The following is a 17,515-nucleotide window of genomic DNA, read 5'->3' on the forward strand; positions in this document are numbered from 1 at the left end:
TCAGCACTCTTCATTTCCCATCGCCAGGAGTCAGGCGTTTGAGATACAACTGAGCAATGCCATAGAGGAGAAGGGATATACCCACAATCCCTAGAGGTAAAAATAGCCAGTTTTCTTGTAAAAACCGCGATGCCTTACTGAGGATAGTTGTATTTTCCAAACGACGAGTTGAGGGGGCGCTTTGGAAAAACTCTAGTTGATAGGCGTCGGGATTATAAGCAGAGGGATTTTTCTGATCGCTACTAATTAACACCGTATCTTTCTTCAGTTGGAAAAACCACGGGTCTTGATTGAGGACTTGTTGCACTCGTTCCAAACCTGTATCAGTTTGAGCCGTTAAAGCCAAAATTACACGACTGTTATTCCAAGGAGAAATTATTTGCTTAATCATCCCTTGGGAATCCTGGGGCGTTTGAATCGCCGCCTGGGCTGATAAGCGGGAAAATGGTTGAGTTAAATTCAAACCACTAGACTGAAATACTTCGGGGATAGGAAACTTTTCCCTTGTACCAATTACTACTAAATGGTCATTCTTCCGGACTGTGTCAGGTAATGCATCTGGAGTATAAACATCTAATTTGACAGAATCTGCTTGACTCAATCTTCCTAAACGTTCGCTAAACGCTAACAGAGTCAACACATCCGTTTTAGAAGGATTTTGCGGCAATACGATCGCCGTTTGGGATAAATCTTGAGGTGCCGCAAACGGAAAACCAAACTTCAACAGGTTCAAATCTGGTAGCTGTGCCGAAATTTCCCGCTTCAAGTCAAAGCTAGTATCAGAATGCACCGTACCTGTAAGTTGTTGATCGGGAGGCTGGAGACAGTTTTGTTTGTCAAACGGCTCCCGAGAGTTCATCCGGAAAAACACTTGCAGTTTAGAATTGGGCTTAACCAAGTTTTCCGGCAAATTTACCTTGAGGTTTTTGCGAGTTACACCCGATTCTGAGTCAAGTCGCGCCCCACCAATGAACACACCATCAAGTAATACTTCTATAGCAGAGGTTCTGGGGTTAATCTGTGGCCCATAGCTATAAACTAGGTTCATGGAACTGCCCCGCACAAACCTATCATCAGGTAAGGCACGGAAATCAATTTCTACTGGCGGTGCAGCAGCACCACGGACGGTGACATCAGCAAAGGGATCACCGTTCACCTGAGTTTTGATGTCGCTGAGTTTAAAAGCATCTTGCTCTGGTAAATAACGCGGCCACTTTCGGGGTGGAGGTGTTGGCGCTTCATTAAGTTTATCAACTAAAATCACCTGACCTGTGCCCATTTTCCGGACATCAGGCTGTGCCAAAAACTGCGTCGCTTTGGCAACTGCTTTAGTGCTATTACCAGTGGCAATTAAAATTGGTACATCACTTTTTTCGGCTTTCGTGACAATTAATACCCCTGTGTCTTCAGGTATGGCATTATTATTGCGATCGAGAATTTGCGAACCGATGACTTTTAGAGGCAAATTTTTCAAAGCAGCTAGAGCCGGTTGCTCGCCAGGAGTACCGATGATTACCAGGCGATCGCTTGGCTTCACATCCACTACATCAGACACTAAGTTCGTCTTCATAGCCCGAAAATCTGCTAATCTGCCCAATGTCGTTTGTAAGCGAGCTGCTGTAGTCAACCAATCCTGACTGACTTGGTTAGGTTGCAAGTAAACAATTTGGTTAGGATCTAAGCCAAGTTCGTCAAAAAAGGGATAGGGATAGCGGCTAAAGTTGAGAGGAATGGGCTGCTGTTGATAGTTAAAAACTAATTTGGAATCCGGCAAAATTTCTGTCCACAAATCTGGACTACTCGGATCACTACATTCTAAAGAGTTATTTTGCTGCGCCACAATTGTCAATTCATTGTAGTCCTGAACTAACTTCGGCGGGATATTAAACAGTACTTGACCAACTTGAGACTGTTTGCGGTTAAGTGGCACACTGCCTACACTAGTACCGTTAACTAAGATAGTTAGACTAGAGCGATTAGCATATAGTGCTGGTGAGTGTTGAAAGCGGATCAAAGCTTGCACCTTACCCTGATCCAGTTTCCAATTACGGGGACGGGTAAACGCCAGGCGACCTTCTGAATAAACGCCCCGCAAGCGCATACGATTGCCTACAATCGGACTGCGATTAAATTCTAGAGTATAAGGTATGAGATTTTTTGCTGATGCCGCTGGAGTTTTCAGCTTTTGTGTATCTTTTTCAGGTGTTGTTGCTTGTGCCAACAAAATAGCTGATTTTTGAGAATCTTGCTGTTGTAAATTTCCTCTGCTTTGAGCTTGTGCGCTTAATAAGGAATTAGGAAAAAGTAATAAGCAGGAAGTCAATAGAATTACTTTTTTACTTGTTTGAGAAATGGTAAATGACGGCTTCATAGTGCAGTGCGATTATTGTGAATGACCTTATTTTGATTAAGAATAAATACTCAATAGAACTCTGTTCTTTTATAACTCAAAAATTTTCATATCACTTTATTTATAAACAACAAAAACTTTTTTTAAACAGTGAGCGTAGTCGAACTGCTAATTAACTTGTATGAGTTGAATGGGCAATGAGTCTGGAGGTAGTAACCCTAACCAAGCTAAATTTTGGGTGTAATAAGCTGAGTCATCACCCCATATTCCTTGTTTGTATTGAGGGAGTAATTTTTTTAGCAGCAGTTCTTGTGCTAAAGCTGGTTTTACTAACCGCATAGCAGCATAGAACATGGCATATTGAGATGTGGCTTCATAATCTACTAATGGTTTTCCTTGGAGATCGATCCGTGCTGGTAAACGTGATTGTTGAGTCCACAATTTTTGTAGATGCTGAGTCGATTGCTGCAAATAACGCCGCGCTTGTGGTGAATTGAACCAGGCGGCATCAAGTGATAAACGCCACCAAACTCGATAAGCGTCAAAGCTATACAAGCTCTGAAGATTGCTTGATTGGGGGACGATTTGGAATTGACCAGTTTTGATATCTAGAGCCACCCAATCACTAGGCAAACCAACGGTAGAAAGCCGCGTCGAATTTTCCAGGATTTCGTAACTGGTATCAACTAAACTCAACCATTCACGGGCGGGATCAACTTGTGCAAATATGCGAAAAGCATAAGGTGCGAGATATGAGGGATTGAGGTAAAGGGTGGATTCATTAGGAATAAATGCTGCTTTCGGTCCTGGTAGAAGATAGCGCTTACCTCCGTATCCTGGGGCGCTGGAAAGGTTCCATAAATCCTGTAGTTTTGTTTTTGCCAATTCCAAGTATTCAGGACGATTCCAGCGGCGTGAAGCCAAAATCAGGGCAGTAATCGCATCGATATCACCATCGCTAGCGAAGTTGCTATCGATGACACCCCAATTACCATCTGGCTTTTTTCCCCATTTCCAAGCCCATAGACTGTCTGTGCGTTTGCCATTCTGTTGTCGAAAGAGATTATTTTCAGACCACTTTAAAGTTTTGGCAAAAGTTTCGGGGTCATCAATAAGTACAGAACGCAGCATGGCATAGGCTTGACCTTCACTAGTTGAGCGATCGCTCGCTTCAAAGTCAATTACCCGCCCATCACTTTGGATAAATCTCCGTCGGTAGCTGTCCCAGCTTTCGGCTAGTAAGTCCCGATTTGGGGTAGATTGGGGTAGAGCCGCCAAAAATACCGACAAATTTTCACCACTACCAGGAGTAGTGACGTTTGGTACGGGAGTCTGATTATTCAGTGTTTTAGGATCGACTGAATAACCAGAAACACATGCATAGAGATTGATCAGGCTGGCAATAATCGCCACTTTTGGGAGATACCGCATCTTGGGGACTGGGGATTGGGGATTGGGGACTAGGGATAAGGGGGATGAGGGAGACAAATCAATTCAAAACTTGTACTGAGCTTGTAGAAGTATTCACAATGAAGAATCCATCCTGCTGTCTCCTGCCCAATCACTAATATTGTTCCCTTGTAGGTATTTAGAATTAACTTGATGAAGAAATTTGGGCGATCGCTAATTTCGACCTCTACGTTGATAGTCTTCCCAAGCGGGTTGAAAACCTCGCCTTAGTAGAAAGTCTTCTTGAATTTGCTGCATCTGGCGATACACTTCACTATCGGTTGTTCCTTGGGCGATCGCTTCTAGTTGCAATTTTTCTAGTTGTGACAATGCTGTCAATGGTTGATCGAAAATTGCACTCAATCCAGCTAGGGCGCGCTTTGCTCCTTGGTCTTCGGGCTTTTGTGCTAATACTTGAGTATAAATTTCCTGTGCTGACTCAAAGCGTCGTTGTTCAAAGCGAATTCCTCCCAAAGCAGCCAGAGCATCGATATTATCTGGTTGTTGCACTAAAATACTCTGATAGGCATTGCTAGCTAGATCCAAATTGCCTACAGACCTGGCTAATTCTGCCTGCAATTGATATGAATCAGAGTTTTTGGGAATGCGCGCAATCAATTGTTTCATCCGTGCTTGTGCTTGTGCTGGATTGCGTTTTGCTAACGCCTGTACTAAGCGTATTTGCATGGGAATCGAGCTAGGGTCAACCTGCACCAAATAATTATATAGAGCTTCCTTTTGGGGATCGATAGGTAGTGCTGCCACTAAACTGTATAGTTCTGGGGGGGTATTAGTTGCAGGTTGTGTTGCTAACCAATTGTTCAGCACCGCCTCTGCTTCTGGTTGGGAAATTCGCTTGGCTTGATAGGCGATACTCGCACGCCCTAATTGAGTTGCTGAATTCTGCGGACTACGAGTTATTAACTGGTCATAAACTGCCAAAGCCTCGTCAAAGCGCTTTTGTTGCACTCGTACCCCAGCCAATCCACCCAAAGCAGCGTCAATAATATCGTTATCTGGTTTGTTGTTGAGTATGGCTTGGTAACGCTGTGTACTAGCTTCTAGACTCCCTTCACGCCGCTCGATTTCTGCGGCTAATAACTGAGCAGTCAAATCTTTAGCACCTTTGGGACTAGCAGTGTATGCTGCTAAAGACTGTCTACCTTTATTTAGCTCATTGCGCTGCACATATATCTGAGCAACCCGGAAATGCAAGAATGGGACATTGACTCCTGTTTGCAAAATATATTGGTATACGGGTAATAATTCCGGGTCAGGAACATCAATAGTCGCCAAGGCATCCGCAAGTTGTTGCAGCTGAACACGGTCTGTAGGTAGGGGTTGTAGTATTGTCGCCAAACGTTGTCTTAAGTCTTTTTTAGACAGCGTTCCTAAACGACTTTCCAAGGCTAATTGTCGCACCAGCAGACTTTGATCATTAGGAGACTGTGAAGCCGCCTGTCGATATAGTTGCAAGGCTGTTTGCCTTCCTTGGGGAAAGGCAGTGAAGACATCAGCTACTTCTCTCAGGAGTGTGGGGGAGGGGTTGGGAGTTGTTGTCAGTGCTTGACGGTAAAGATTCACAACTTGCTGCGCCAAAGTGGGATTGTTGGTACGCTTGCGAATTTCATTGAGCGATCGCGCTAAGGGTAAAGTTGCATCGGCTCTCCCTTGTAATGGATCTAATACCGCTAAGGCTTGTGGTTGTTGTTGATTGGCAAGATAGGAAATAGCCAGTTCCTTACGAGTCTCAATCGCTACTTTGTCAAGTGTTCTTGAACGCTGCAACTGCGCTTCTAAAACTTGTACAGATCCCGCTGAATTACCAGTTTCACGTAAAGTACGACCGTAAGCTACAGCGGCATATCCTTCGATAGGTTTTCCACTTGTTTGGTAACGATTAAACAATTCCAGTGCTTTGGCGAAATCACCACCATAGCTATAAGCTTGAGCCGCACCAATGACTGCATCTGGTGGGGGATTGTTGTTCAAAACGATTTGGTAATCTGCTAAAGATTCCGTCAACCGTCCTTGGTAGGAGTATAGTTGAGCGCGATAACCACGAGCTTCTGAGTCATTAGGATTCAACTGCAATAAAGTGGTTAACGCCGTAATTCCCTGTTGGTTCCACTCAGTCTTATAAGTACCCAATAAACCAATCGTTTTCAGCGCTAATTGATTGTTAGGGTCTACTGCAAGTACCTGTTGATAGGCACTCCAGGCTTCGGGAATACGTCCTGCGCGACGATAGGCGATCGCTAATCCTAACCTGGCTTGCAAAGATTGGGGTTGACTCTTCAGGGCTTGCCCAAAGGCAGTAATGGCATCATTTACCAACCCTTTTTTTAACAATGCAAAACCCTTTTGTACTCCTGCTGGTTGATTCTGTGCTTGCACTGGGGCAATATTTCCCAGAGGTAGCAGAGCTAATGAAGAAGTAAAAAGCAAAAATGAAAAAGTAAACAGAGAAAGATGTTGTATCTTAACTTTTGCCTTTGACCTTTGGCATTTTTTGTTTCGACTCATTGACCACCTCTGCCTCTTGGAGTCACATCAAATTCTGATTTCACCCTGACACCAACCACCGTTTCTGAAAAATCATCACGTCCTTGAACTGTAAAACCTAGCCGCAGATTCGGAAGAAATTGAAAATCATAAAATAGTTCCAGCACATCTGGACTAACGCCACGACGCAGGCTGTCGTTTGAAAGACCGCGTCCATAAGCTAAACCCAAGCGGTCATTTGGGGTTAATAAATCCAAGAAACTGGCTCCGAAGGCGTAAGTATCTGCGCCCAGTCCTAAGTCACGATTTTCGTACTTACCATAGCGTCCAAACAGACCTAACTTGAGGTTAGGAATGAAAACTTCGGCGTTTAGACCGTATGCTTCTTCACGATCAGTCTTTACAGGCCCAAATTGATTATTTCCCCTAGCAATACTAAAGCTTTCTGCAAAGCTATCACGGCTCCCACCATCGCGATCGCTGGCATAAGTACCACGAATAATGGCATTACCGTAACGAATTCCGATTTCTCCAGCAAATCCATCTAAGGAAAAATCCCCAATTCTATCTGCTGATGAAAAGACTGCTGCTTTCGCTTCAATATTATCGGTGACACTCCAATTGACTAACAAACCAGTACGAGAAGCAATCCCTGTCGCTGCTAGTGCTGGGTTGGTTTGAAACACCGAATTAAAAAATTGACTAGCCCCATCTTTAGCAAAACTGTTGCGGTCAAAATAAGATGTTAAATCCATCTGACCAATAACAAACCTGAGATTTGGCACTCCGGCTATTGAAGTCGCCAAATACAGTTCGTTGATATTTAAACCTTCCCGTCGAGAATCATCAAAACTACTGTTTTTACTCGTTAAATCTATAGTCGCCCCAACTAAAGCTTGAGGAGAAATGGGATAAACTCCCGTAACTCGAGCCCGTGCTGAGGACTCACCACCCTGAGTAACATAGACTCCTTGGAATTGTAAATAAGGTTCTTTTAAAGCACTACTGTTGGTTAGGGGGCGCTGCTGAATAACTGTCGGTTGTAATTGTCTTGCAGGAACCAGAGTGGGAATTGCACTAGAGAATGATGGGTTTGCAACTTCTGGAGAGTTGAGTAGTTGGTTAAAAGTCGCTGTTGGAGGTAAAGGTGCTGTAAATTCTTGGGTTGCAGTCGCACCAGGAAGTGGTGGTAATGGGGCTATGTTGGAGTTAATTTGTTCCTGGGGGTTGTTTCCCTGTCCTATTAGTCCCAAATTGAGACTAGAGAAATTTTCATCTGCAGCCTCTCCACCTACGGCTATCAAGGGAATGTTTGTTTGTTTCTGAATTTGTGGCGCAACAGCACGAGGTAGTGCCTGTGGAGCTTTTTTCGTCACCTGCTGCTGAATAAAGTTACTCTCCTGCAGTTTGAGATCACTTCGTGGTTGCTGCTGTACAGATATAGATATTGGATTAGCGATCGGTGCGATACCAGTCGCTGTGGGTGGAGGCGGTACTGTCTGCAACCCCAACATCTTTTTACCTGCGGGTACAGAAGATTGAGGGACTGGTAGTGGGTCTACACTGCCAATCTGGAAGTTGCTAGCTTCTTCAGCAGGAATTACTTGAGCTGATGACGCCTCACTCATCACCATTGCCCAGAAAATCGCAGATGCGACAGTACCAAGCAGCAAATACACTTTCTGGGAGTGTTTTGGATCAGTAAATTTATGACAATCTGATACTTGTTGGCACATTAGCCTAAGTGAATTAACGAATAAGTCTTTACGTTGCAAGATGTTGCCACTTTAGCAAATAAAATGAGTATGATCATCTAGAACGTATAGATTTTCTGATTAATAAAAAACTACATTAAAAGTTGATAAAGTCTGTTAGTTTTGAGTTGAAATTGGGCAGAATAAATAAAAACGCTTGTTATCGGTTTTAATCAAATATAAAAACCTAGTTTTTACATGAATAATCTTAATTACCGGTCTTTTTGGCAAATTTTCAAAAGCCTTACTATAGCTTCTCCTCAAACAGTAATCTCTTTAATACTGTTGTCTGTGAGTTATGGCTGTGTTCAAAAAGTACAAGAAGAAGTGCAGCTAGAGATCAAAAATGTCCAGTCCGTAGCTAGCAATAGTGTATACAATATCACTGGTAGTACAAATCTACCGGAATCTAGCCGGATTACTGTAGAGGCGGTTCGCTATTTACGTCCAACAGCAGGACAAGAAGGGGCGTTGTCGGACTCTAATGTTGATACTAAACGTTCAATCCTGGCTCGCCAAATTGTGGAAGTAAAAGAAGGAAAATGGCAGACTGATTTGAATCTGTGGCAAGTTTCTGCTGATGGTAGACTTCAAGAAGTCTGGCAACCGAATAACGCACAGATAGGACTGACACCAGAAAGTGGTGTGACATTTATTGCTATTTTCGATCCAGCAAGTCAATGGGAACAGTCCGCGAAGCAGAAGGCGGAAAAACAAAAGCTAGAGAATCAACAGCTGGACGGTAAATTAGTTCGTTTTACTAATGAAGGCGAAAAATATGTACAAGCAAGTCAAACTTTATTGATACCCCTACCTGAGGGGAAAACAACCGCACCTCGTCCAGAATCTGGTGATATTAATGGTGGTTGGGGAAACCGATATCAAATCCCACCGGCACCCATAGCTTCCAAAACTACTTTCATTCCATCAGCTACATCCAGACAGACTAATGCTTCCCTAGCTCCATCCGAGTTTTTGCGTTAACCAAAAATACATTGTACGGGCACGGCATCCTCAATCTTTTCGACGATCCGATAATCTTACTAGTGCCGTGCCCCTACTTCGCAATTGAACGAGATTATCTTTTATGGGTGGTTCATTTGATTGAATTGATACACCATTTTAGCTTTGTCACGCCATTACCAAATAACTTTTTATAGGAACTTTATTATGTTCAGTTAGATGGTGTAAACAATTTATTTAACAATTTAATTTTATATATTGCAAAACATAAAAATTATGAAATTTAAATTTAATCGGCTATGGCTAATCAAAAAGGTGCGTTAGCCTACGGCATAACCCACCCTACAAATTAACTACAAATTAACAGTAACTAAGTTTTATAGTCAAAAGATGAAAAGCTAAACTCTGAAAGGCTTTGAGCTATTGAGTTCTCTTTAATTTATCGAATCTTAACCTCATTGCGATTTACAGTATCGTAGTATACCTGAAATCTATCTGTGGCTTTTTCTTCAGTATTTGTGGCTTGGGGTACTACTCGCAGATTATCCTGCATTGCTTGCATTTGAAACATCATTTCTCGGAGTTGTTTTTGTAATTCTTCAAACTCAGATGGTGTGATTGTTATTTGATTTGCTTCAGGTGGTGAAATATATTCTTTTACGCTATTTACATTTGTTTGCGCGTAGCCGTGGAATGTTTGAGCAGATGCAAACCCAGAAGAACTAGCAGCAGTAGTTCTGACTGGTTTATTTATATTTTCTTGAGTCGCAATATGTGGAACAGCATTGACTGGCTGTTCATATATTGGTGCTGGAGTTTGAACTTTAAGAGTTTGAGATTCAGCTATGGGTAATGTGTGAGAAATAGGAGTTGGCTGCCAAGGAATTTCATCATCCAAAAATGCCTTGAGTCCAGAAACTTGTAGCCGAGACTCAGAGAGTTTGAGTTCTTTCAGTAGTGTTTCTTTTTCTTGTAGGTTTTGCTCTAGGCTAAATAATTCTTGCTGGAATTTCACTGATTTTCGAGAAGAATGACGCCAACCACAAACAGCACCTGCTGCAACTCCGGTTCCTATACTAAGTACAGTTGTTAATACTACGTAAGGAATAGCAACATCTCTCATTTTGCCGTAAAAAATCGGTTCTTCTTGGAATTTGATAGTAATTTGCTTGTCGCCTAGTGCGGCAAGAGGAAATGACATTGCTGAAAACACACCGATAGAAGCGATAATGGGTGGGAGAAAGAATTTTTGCAGTGCAGAGAGGGACATATTTAAAAGTTGGATTAGTTGTGGGAAAAAGATAATGGATTAATTGCAGCATGGCTAGTTACCGCTGACAACATCTAGCTTTTATCGCTTTTCAGCGGTTAGTATTTTTTTGTACTGCATACTATCTAAGTTATGCTCTCTGCGTACGATCTGCAATAGAAAAGTCATGAAGAACTCGGAAAAATGATTAAACTTTTTGTAAATTTAAAAACCTACTGACGTAGTATAAAAACAAATATTATCTATACGTAGAAGTCTATAATCTTTGATGTATATACACTTTAGGCTCTTAATTTCATATAAATTACACTACCAAGGGAACATTATGCACTAAATATCACTCTATGATGGTAAGTAAATTAACTTTGTTAATTGCTAAATTTAAAATAAAAAAATCAGGTAAATAAATTTATTTTCAGCATGATTACGGTTGCTGCCGATGAAAGCAATTGTTAGCTTTTTGGAAAATTTATCAATTATGTAAAAAGTCTTTATAAAAACTATACTTAGAAAAAAAATCTTGATACGTCTATTAATTAACGAGAGATATTGTCCCTTACACAAGGTAATGAGAATATGCCATATTCGCTTAAAAATAAACCAAGAAAATTGAGGTCTCTCGAAAAGTTTTTCCTATTTTTCGTGACTTCAGTAGTATTGTTGGTGGGAGTTATGACCAGATTACCTATCAATAGACAGATAGATGTGGCAAGTGCTGCAATGACGATGCAGTTACCACTTTCGACTCTTGGTGCAAAAATTGTAGACGCTGAAGGTCAGGTAGTGCTGCTTAGAGGTGTCAATTGGTTTGGGATGGAAACTGAGTTACACGCCCCCCACGGACTGTGGAAACGAGATTATAAGGAAATGCTGGCTGATATTAAGAAGCTAGGGTATAACTTGATCCGGTTGCCTTATTCTGTAGCTGGAGTGCAATCGCCCAACATCAGTGGTATAGACTTTAGCATTAGTAGCAACTCCGAACTCCAAGGTAAGACTCCCTTGGAAGTCATGGATTTAATTATTCAAGAAGCTGCTCGTCAGGGATTATTGATCCTACTTGACAGCCACCGTCTTAACGAACAGCGCATTCCTGAATTATGGTATGGAGACGGTTTTACAGAAGAAGACTGGATTGATACCTGGACAATGTTAGCTCAAAGGTATAAGAATCAAGCTAATGTGATCGGTGCAGACTTAAAAAATGAACCGCACGGGCAAGCTAGCTGGGGAACTAATAATTTAGCTACTGACTGGCGATTGGCAGCAGAACGTGCGGGTAATGCTATTCTTCGTGTCAACCCTAACTGGCTGATTGTTGTCGAAGGTGTGGAAAAAAATGTCCCTGGTCAAAAACTCAAGCAGCATTGGCAAGGTGGTAATTTGGAGGGTGTGAAGCGCTACCCAGTACGTTTATCTCGCCGTAATAAGCTAGTCTATTCTCCCCACGAGTACGGTTCTGGGGTATATAATCAGCCCTATTTTTCAGAACCCGGCTTTCCCAAAAATTTGATTAGTCGTTGGGAAATAGGATTTAACTATATTTCTAGCCAGAAAATTGCCCCTATCTTAATTGGGGAATTTGGTGGACGACAAGTAGACACAATTTCTAAAGAAGGTATTTGGCAAAATGAGTTTGTCAAATACATTAAAAATAATAATTTAAGCTTTGCATATTGGAGTTGGAATCCTAATAGTGCCGATACGGGTGGTATCTTGTTAGATGATTGGCAGAGTTATGATTTACCAAAGCAGCAATTATTATCCCAATTATTGCCATCTGCATCAGTTCCCCAGACAGATAAACCTAATAATTCTTCTATCTCCCCATCTTCTGACACCACTATTCAACTACAAGTAACTACTGACATCTATGCCAATTGGGAAACGGGATTTTGTGCTAGCTTGAAAATTAGCAATGCCAGCAATACTAAGGTTAGTAATTGGCGACTGAAATTTAAGATGAATGAGGCGAAAATTAATAAATCTTGGAATGGTAATTTCACACAACAAGGAGCAACGCAGTATATTGTGACTCCATTGGATTGGGGGGTTGTGATTGAGCCAAATCAATCACGAGATATAGGTTTTTGCGCTAATAAGCTTGGTTTGGATTATCAGATTCAAAACGTAGAATTACAGCGGTTTTCAGATAAATAAAGTACACCAGTAAGGGGAAAACAATGTTCACACGTGTCAACTTAACTTAAAGGCAGTCATTCTGAGCGAAATTGGTAGACAGTCCGTTGGTAGGTTGCGATCGCCCCATAACCCTAAGTTCCCTAAAATAGAAGTAGTGGTGTTTTGAGGATAAGGTAATTTTACCAACAGGCGAACAAGAAAAATCTTGTATCAGAGTTTGTCAATATCTAACGAACTTTTATCGTTCCTTAGAACTGGTACGTTTTGATGAGCGTACAGGTATTGTGTATATCTTTGCAGGTGAAGATTTGCAAGTTGTAATTTACCGTGATGGCAAGTGGAGGTTTAGATGAAACCAGATTTTGACACTATGAACATAGCCCAATTGCGAGCTTACTTACTGTTACATCGAAATGACGACGAGGCATTTTACAAACTTGCCGATCGCCTCGAAGCGATTTCTGAAAATACTGATTTATACCCGGTTCCAGACACACCTGAGAACATCGCCATCATGGAAGTAGCGATTCAAGAACACCTTAAGAAGTTGGAAGAGAAGCGAAAAGGTTAAGCTAATACCATCGATTTCAATGTTTCACATTTTCCTAGTACCAAAAATTAATTTTTCTCACTCATGATTTAGCCTCGATATCTGAATGAGGGAACTTCAGTTTAATATACTTGTCCACTGCTATATAGCGTTTCTCAACCTAGTGATGTACATCGGTAAGGGCACGGCACTGCCGTGCCCCTACACAGCGTGATATAATTCTGTACTTCATCTGAATGGGAAGCGCTATAAGACTTTACCAAAAATAAAAAGGCAAAGGATCATATTCCTTTGCCTTTTCAGCTATCAAGTTTTAGCTTTATTCTTCGTAATCGTCTTCGTCGTCGTCTTCGTAATCATCTTCGTCGTCGTCTTCTTCTACTACTACCAGGTCTGTGATTTCATCAGCAATTAATTCATCTTCATCATCTATAATTGACCTTTCTGTACGTCTAGTACCAAATGGAGATTCTACAAGAGAAGGAGAATCTAAATTGTAGGTGCGAGCTGTGCGGTCATCTAGCACCATATCCAGGGGATCATCGGCTTCATCTAAGAGGCTTGTGCTTTCCAGTGCAGCATACTCATCGATCGCTCCTGTTTCTTCATAGGCGTTATACCCAGTTCCAGCAGGAATCAATCGGCCGATAATGACGTTTTCTTTTAACCCACGTAACCAATCGGATTTGCCTTCAATAGCAGCTTCAGTTAGGACTCTGGTGGTTTCTTGGAAGGAAGCAGCAGAAATAAAGCTATCGGTGTTCAATGATGCTTTAGTTATCCCTAACAATACGGGGGTATACTGTGCCCTCGCACCGCCAGTAATGGCCATTGCTTCATTCACCTGCTCAACCTGGCGCAATTCCACCAATTCACCAGGAAGCATGGTGGTGTCGCCACCATCATCAATCCTGACTTTGTTGGTCATTTGGCGCACAATTACTTCTATGTGTTTATCGGCAATATCAATCCCTTGGGACTGATACACTAATTGCACTTCGTTTACCAGGAATGTTTGTACTTTCTGCAAGGCATGGCTAGCACAAGCATAAATTCCGTCTTCTGAGCCTAAGCTAAAGAAGATTTCCAAAATTTCATGGGGATTGGAAGGCCCATCGCTTAAGGGTTGTCCTGCTAATACATGGGAACCGTCTGTCACGACTAAATTTTGTCCGGGTCCGAGGGGATAGTCTGTGACAACTCCGTTGGTTTCTACTACTTTAATAGCGATCGCTTCATCGCCATCACCATAAACTACTTTTACCTCTCCAGCGCGACGACCTAGGATACATGCCTCTTTGGGCTTCCGAGCTTCTAGTAGTTCCTCAATTCGAGGCAAACCCTGAATAATGTCTCCGGTTTTGGCACGTTCAAACACCAACAACACCAAATTATCACCCCGTTGCACTAAGTCGCCGTCTTCTATCTGCAACACAGCACCAGGGCTGACTCGATAAGGACGACCGATGCGGATTTTTATTGTGTATTGTGGAGTACTCAGCGCTGATTCACCCTTCGGGTTCGGCAGTTCGGACCCGACGGGAACCGCCAAGACTCCGACTGCCTCACCTGCAGCAGACCCAGCAGTGGTATTTTTAATTTCCACGACTTGTCCGGATTCTTCAGAAAAGACTCCAGGAGCTATTTCTGTTCCTTCTACCAGTAAATTACCTGCCTTCAACTTGGGCTGGACGGTAGTATTCATTGTCATCATGTCACTATGGCGCAACACTAGACAACGACGTACATTTTCGCTACCTTTTTGTACTCCCCGGACAATACCTCCTTCTTTACACAAGATTTGGGTACGGGCGACTACAGCACCCGGCGCAATAGTTAGCCCATCTTGTACTTCTAAAGTTGTTTGGGTACTACCTTGGGTAGCATCAGCAGAAATATCTCGGCGAATTACCAAAGACTCCAAAATCACTAGCTGTAAGCGCTGTACTTCTGGGTCTTCCAGATCAGGTACTAATTCAATATCCGCTGCGAGGGGAGAGGTGTTGTGGTCTTGTTCACCTTCCTGCTCAATTTCTAATACTAGCTGGGTACGCAGTAGTTCCACACCTTCTACGGACTTGACACGTTCAGAATCCTTATAAGGCAGGCGTTGTACTGCTCGCAATTGAATGGAGCGTCCAGTTTGTTGGCTGACAGATGTAGTAGATGGCACATCTGGATTGCTGGGAACTGCAAATTCAACTACAGGACGGCTCAACAGGGCTGGCCCTTCTGGTGACTCTACATACTGGATGTAGCGCAATTCGGTGGCTACAGTGCCTTGGAATTCTTCACCCGGTTGAATAAAGGTATTATCTCGTCCTAGTACTGCTTCAGGGTCGTCTACCATCAGCAGTTCCCCTGGCTTAATCACTACTTCCCGGAGAATGTCGTTTTTCTGGGTGACTTCTACCACACCGCTATTTTGGCAGAAGATATCCTTAACTACTTCGGTGCCAGCTTCGACAAACTGTCCGTCTTCAACTAATAGCAAGGAGATATCTTTGTTAACTTCGTGGCTTTCTTCAGGAATCCACAACAGTGTGCCTCCCTGAACCACTTCATAACCCAGCTTGGCTTTACCTTTTTTCTGGACTTCTACACCTGCGAATTTCAGGAATCCGCCAGTGGTGGTGCGGTAGCGGTCATCAATTAATTCAGCTACCACTTGACCATTTTGCACTTTTGTGCCTGGAGTAGCTCTGAGGTTAAATACCTGGTTATTGCCCGTGGAAACTAAGTAGTTGTTGCGCCCTTGGGAGCTTTGAACGGTGACTGTGGCTTGGTCTAGGACTACAGAGGCAGTGATAATCTCAATTTCCCTAGTACTCTTACCTGGGGTAGCTTCTGGTAGGCGAACTACACCACCGTGTACGGTAGTTAATTTGGTTTCTGCTAATACACCATTAGATGCGATCGCATCACCATTATTTACCACCAATTCTGCACCAGGGGGCAAGTTATATACTTCCCCTGACAGAATCCAAATCAAACCACCCCGTGCTGCGGTGGTAGTTGTATTTCCTTGACGGTCTGTCTTTTGTTCTGGGACAACATCAGCAAACTGGACTTCCCCTGCCAAGTCAGAGGCGACATCTTTCACCGCTTTTTCTGTGTTGGCACGGGTTGTACGTCCACCAAGAGCAACTTCTGCCAGTAATTGACCTTGTTTTACTTGCTGCCCATCAAATACATATAATGTTGAACCTTGAGTCAAATGAATCTCTTGCGGTGGTGGGGTTTCAGGACCTACTTTTTTTGGCTCCAAAATGAGGATACCGTTAGCTTCAACAAACAGCGCGTCTTCACCGTGACGGGTACGATAGGGTCTGATCTTCAGTTTGCGAGGAGTTTTGATTGTGCCATCTATTTTAGAGCGCACTTGTTGGGCGACTTCCCCTGTAAACACACCACCAGTGTGGAATGTCCGCATGGTTAACTGAGTACCGGGTTCACCGATACTCTGGGCAGCAATAATACCGACTGCTTCTCCCAAATCTACCATTTTGGCGTGAGCCAAACTCCAACCATAGCAATGCTGACACACTGAACGGGCTGCTTCGCAAGTCAGGGGAGAACGGACTACGACTTCAGTCACCCCAGATTTTTGAATTTTTATCGCTAATTCATCAGATACGGGGCTATTGCGTGCTGCTAAAATTTCTCCTGTCGTCGGATGGACTACATCTTCATTAACTACTCTTCCTAATAGGCGGGTAGCTAGAGGAATCTTAGTTTTCGAGCCTTCTACCATCGCCCGGAGAGGAATTCCTCTAGTAGTACCGCAGTCAAATTCTCGGATAATCACATCCTGTGATACGTCCACCAGACGGCGGGTGAGGTAACCAGAGTCAGCAGTCCGCAAGGCGGTATCTACCAATCCTTTTCTCGCACCATAGGACGAGATGATATATTCTGTAACGGTGAGTCCTTCACGGAAGTTGGTTTTGATGGGCAAGTCAATAATTTCCCCTTGGGGATCTGCCATCAATCCCCGCATCCCCACTAACTGCCGGACTTGGGAGATGTTTCCTCTAGCTCCAGAAAATGCCATCATGTAAACGGAGTTGAGGGGATCTGTTTGTTTAAAGTGGGTGACAACTTCGTCTTTGAGGGCTTCACTAGTACCGTTCCATGTATCAATTACCTTCTGGAAGCGTTCCACTTCCGTAATTTCCCCGCGTTGGTAACGAGCCTCGGTAGCACGAATTTCTTCTTCTGCGGCTTCGAGGAGCGATCGCTTGGACGGTGGCACCATCAAATCATCTACACTAATAGAAACTCCGGCTTTCGTAGCATAGCGAAATCCCAAGTCTTTCAACTTATCCGCCATCACTGCAGTACGTGCCGTGCCGTAATTGGTAAAAGACCAATAAATTAAATTTCTCAGTTGACCTTTATCAACTACGCGATTCCGAAAAATAGTGTTTTCGTTAGTCATTAGTTATTAGTCCTTATTCCTTAGTCAATAGTCATGAGTTATTAGTCATTTGTCATTTGTAATTAACAAAAGACAAATGACAAATGACAAA

9 protein-coding genes are annotated in these 17,515 nt (G+C 42.9%); 3 read left to right on the forward strand and 6 right to left on the reverse strand.

The features are described 5' to 3' along the window. Nucleotides 1-10: 10 nt before the first annotated feature. The 4 genes from CAL7507_RS14925 to CAL7507_RS14940 all read right to left on the reverse strand — a co-directional run bounded on the left by CAL7507_RS14925 (nucleotide 11) and on the right by CAL7507_RS14940 (nucleotide 8,040). Nucleotides 11-2,371: a cellulose biosynthesis cyclic di-GMP-binding regulatory protein BcsB gene (locus tag CAL7507_RS14925; protein ID WP_015129307.1), complete on the reverse strand. Its 2,361-nt coding sequence runs from the start codon at nucleotides 2,369-2,371 to the stop codon at nucleotides 11-13. A 147-nt stretch (nucleotides 2,372-2,518) separates the two neighbouring features. Then, complete coding sequence (locus CAL7507_RS14930) at nucleotides 2,519-3,781, reverse strand: glycosyl hydrolase family 8 (RefSeq protein ID WP_015129308.1); 1,263 nt, start codon at nucleotides 3,779-3,781, stop codon at nucleotides 2,519-2,521. A gap of 192 nt (nucleotides 3,782-3,973) precedes the next feature. Then, nucleotides 3,974-6,325: a tetratricopeptide repeat protein gene (locus CAL7507_RS14935; protein ID WP_015129309.1), complete on the reverse strand. Its 2,352-nt coding sequence runs from the start codon at nucleotides 6,323-6,325 to the stop codon at nucleotides 3,974-3,976. Then, complete coding sequence (locus tag CAL7507_RS14940; RefSeq protein WP_015129310.1) at nucleotides 6,322-8,040, reverse strand: carbohydrate porin; 1,719 nt, start codon at nucleotides 8,038-8,040, stop codon at nucleotides 6,322-6,324. Before CAL7507_RS14940 ends, CAL7507_RS14935 begins: the two co-directional genes overlap by 4 nt. Nucleotides 8,041-8,256: 216 nt before the next feature. Between CAL7507_RS14940 and CAL7507_RS14945 the strand changes: the two genes are divergently transcribed. Then, nucleotides 8,257-9,042, forward strand: coding sequence for a hypothetical protein (locus tag CAL7507_RS14945; protein ID WP_015129311.1), 786 nt, complete (start codon nucleotides 8,257-8,259; stop codon nucleotides 9,040-9,042). Between the two features lie 418 nt (nucleotides 9,043-9,460). Here the strand turns inward: CAL7507_RS14945 and CAL7507_RS14950 are convergent, their stop codons facing one another. Then, nucleotides 9,461-10,291, reverse strand: a complete 831-nt coding sequence (locus tag CAL7507_RS14950; RefSeq protein ID WP_015129312.1) for a hypothetical protein — start codon at nucleotides 10,289-10,291, stop codon at nucleotides 9,461-9,463. A 576-nt stretch (nucleotides 10,292-10,867) separates the two neighbouring features. On the opposite strand from CAL7507_RS14950, the gene CAL7507_RS14955 reads away from it, so the two are divergent. Next, entirely contained in the window at nucleotides 10,868-12,451 is a 1,584-nt protein-coding gene (locus CAL7507_RS14955) for a cellulase family glycosylhydrolase (protein WP_015129313.1), read from the forward strand. Nucleotides 12,452-12,803: 352 nt separating this feature from the next. Further along, complete coding sequence (locus tag CAL7507_RS14960; protein WP_236556769.1) at nucleotides 12,804-13,004, forward strand: hypothetical protein; 201 nt, start codon at nucleotides 12,804-12,806, stop codon at nucleotides 13,002-13,004. Between the two features lie 298 nt (nucleotides 13,005-13,302). Here the strand turns inward: CAL7507_RS14960 and CAL7507_RS33100 are convergent, their stop codons facing one another. Continuing rightward, the gene (locus CAL7507_RS33100) at nucleotides 13,303-17,424 is read right to left on the reverse strand and encodes a DNA-directed RNA polymerase subunit beta'' (protein ID WP_015129316.1); all 4,122 of its coding nucleotides are present in this window, start codon (nucleotides 17,422-17,424) and stop codon (nucleotides 13,303-13,305) included. Between the last annotated feature and the right edge of the window lie 91 nt (nucleotides 17,425-17,515).

It is taken from the genome of Calothrix sp. PCC 7507 (assembly GCF_000316575.1).
Classification (GTDB): Bacteria; Cyanobacteriota; Cyanobacteriia; order Cyanobacteriales; family Nostocaceae; genus Fortiea.

Coding starts and splice junctions, on each gene's coding strand:
- CAL7507_RS14925 (WP_015129307.1), bottom strand. CDS start 2,371: ATGAAGCCGTCATTTACCATTTCTCAAACAAGTAAAAAAGTAATTCTA.
- CAL7507_RS14930 (WP_015129308.1), bottom strand. CDS start 3,781: ATGCGGTATCTCCCAAAAGTGGCGATTATTGCCAGCCTGATCAATCTC.
- CAL7507_RS14935 (WP_015129309.1), bottom strand. CDS start 6,325: ATGAGTCGAAACAAAAAATGCCAAAGGTCAAAGGCAAAAGTTAAGATA.
- CAL7507_RS14940 (WP_015129310.1), bottom strand. CDS start 8,040: ATGTGCCAACAAGTATCAGATTGTCATAAATTTACTGATCCAAAACAC.
- CAL7507_RS14945 (WP_015129311.1), top strand. CDS start 8,257: ATGAATAATCTTAATTACCGGTCTTTTTGGCAAATTTTCAAAAGCCTT.
- CAL7507_RS14950 (WP_015129312.1), bottom strand. CDS start 10,291: ATGTCCCTCTCTGCACTGCAAAAATTCTTTCTCCCACCCATTATCGCT.
- CAL7507_RS14955 (WP_015129313.1), top strand. CDS start 10,868: ATGCCATATTCGCTTAAAAATAAACCAAGAAAATTGAGGTCTCTCGAA.
- CAL7507_RS14960 (WP_236556769.1), top strand. CDS start 12,804: ATGAACATAGCCCAATTGCGAGCTTACTTACTGTTACATCGAAATGAC.
- CAL7507_RS33100 (WP_015129316.1), bottom strand. CDS start 17,424: ATGACTAACGAAAACACTATTTTTCGGAATCGCGTAGTTGATAAAGGT.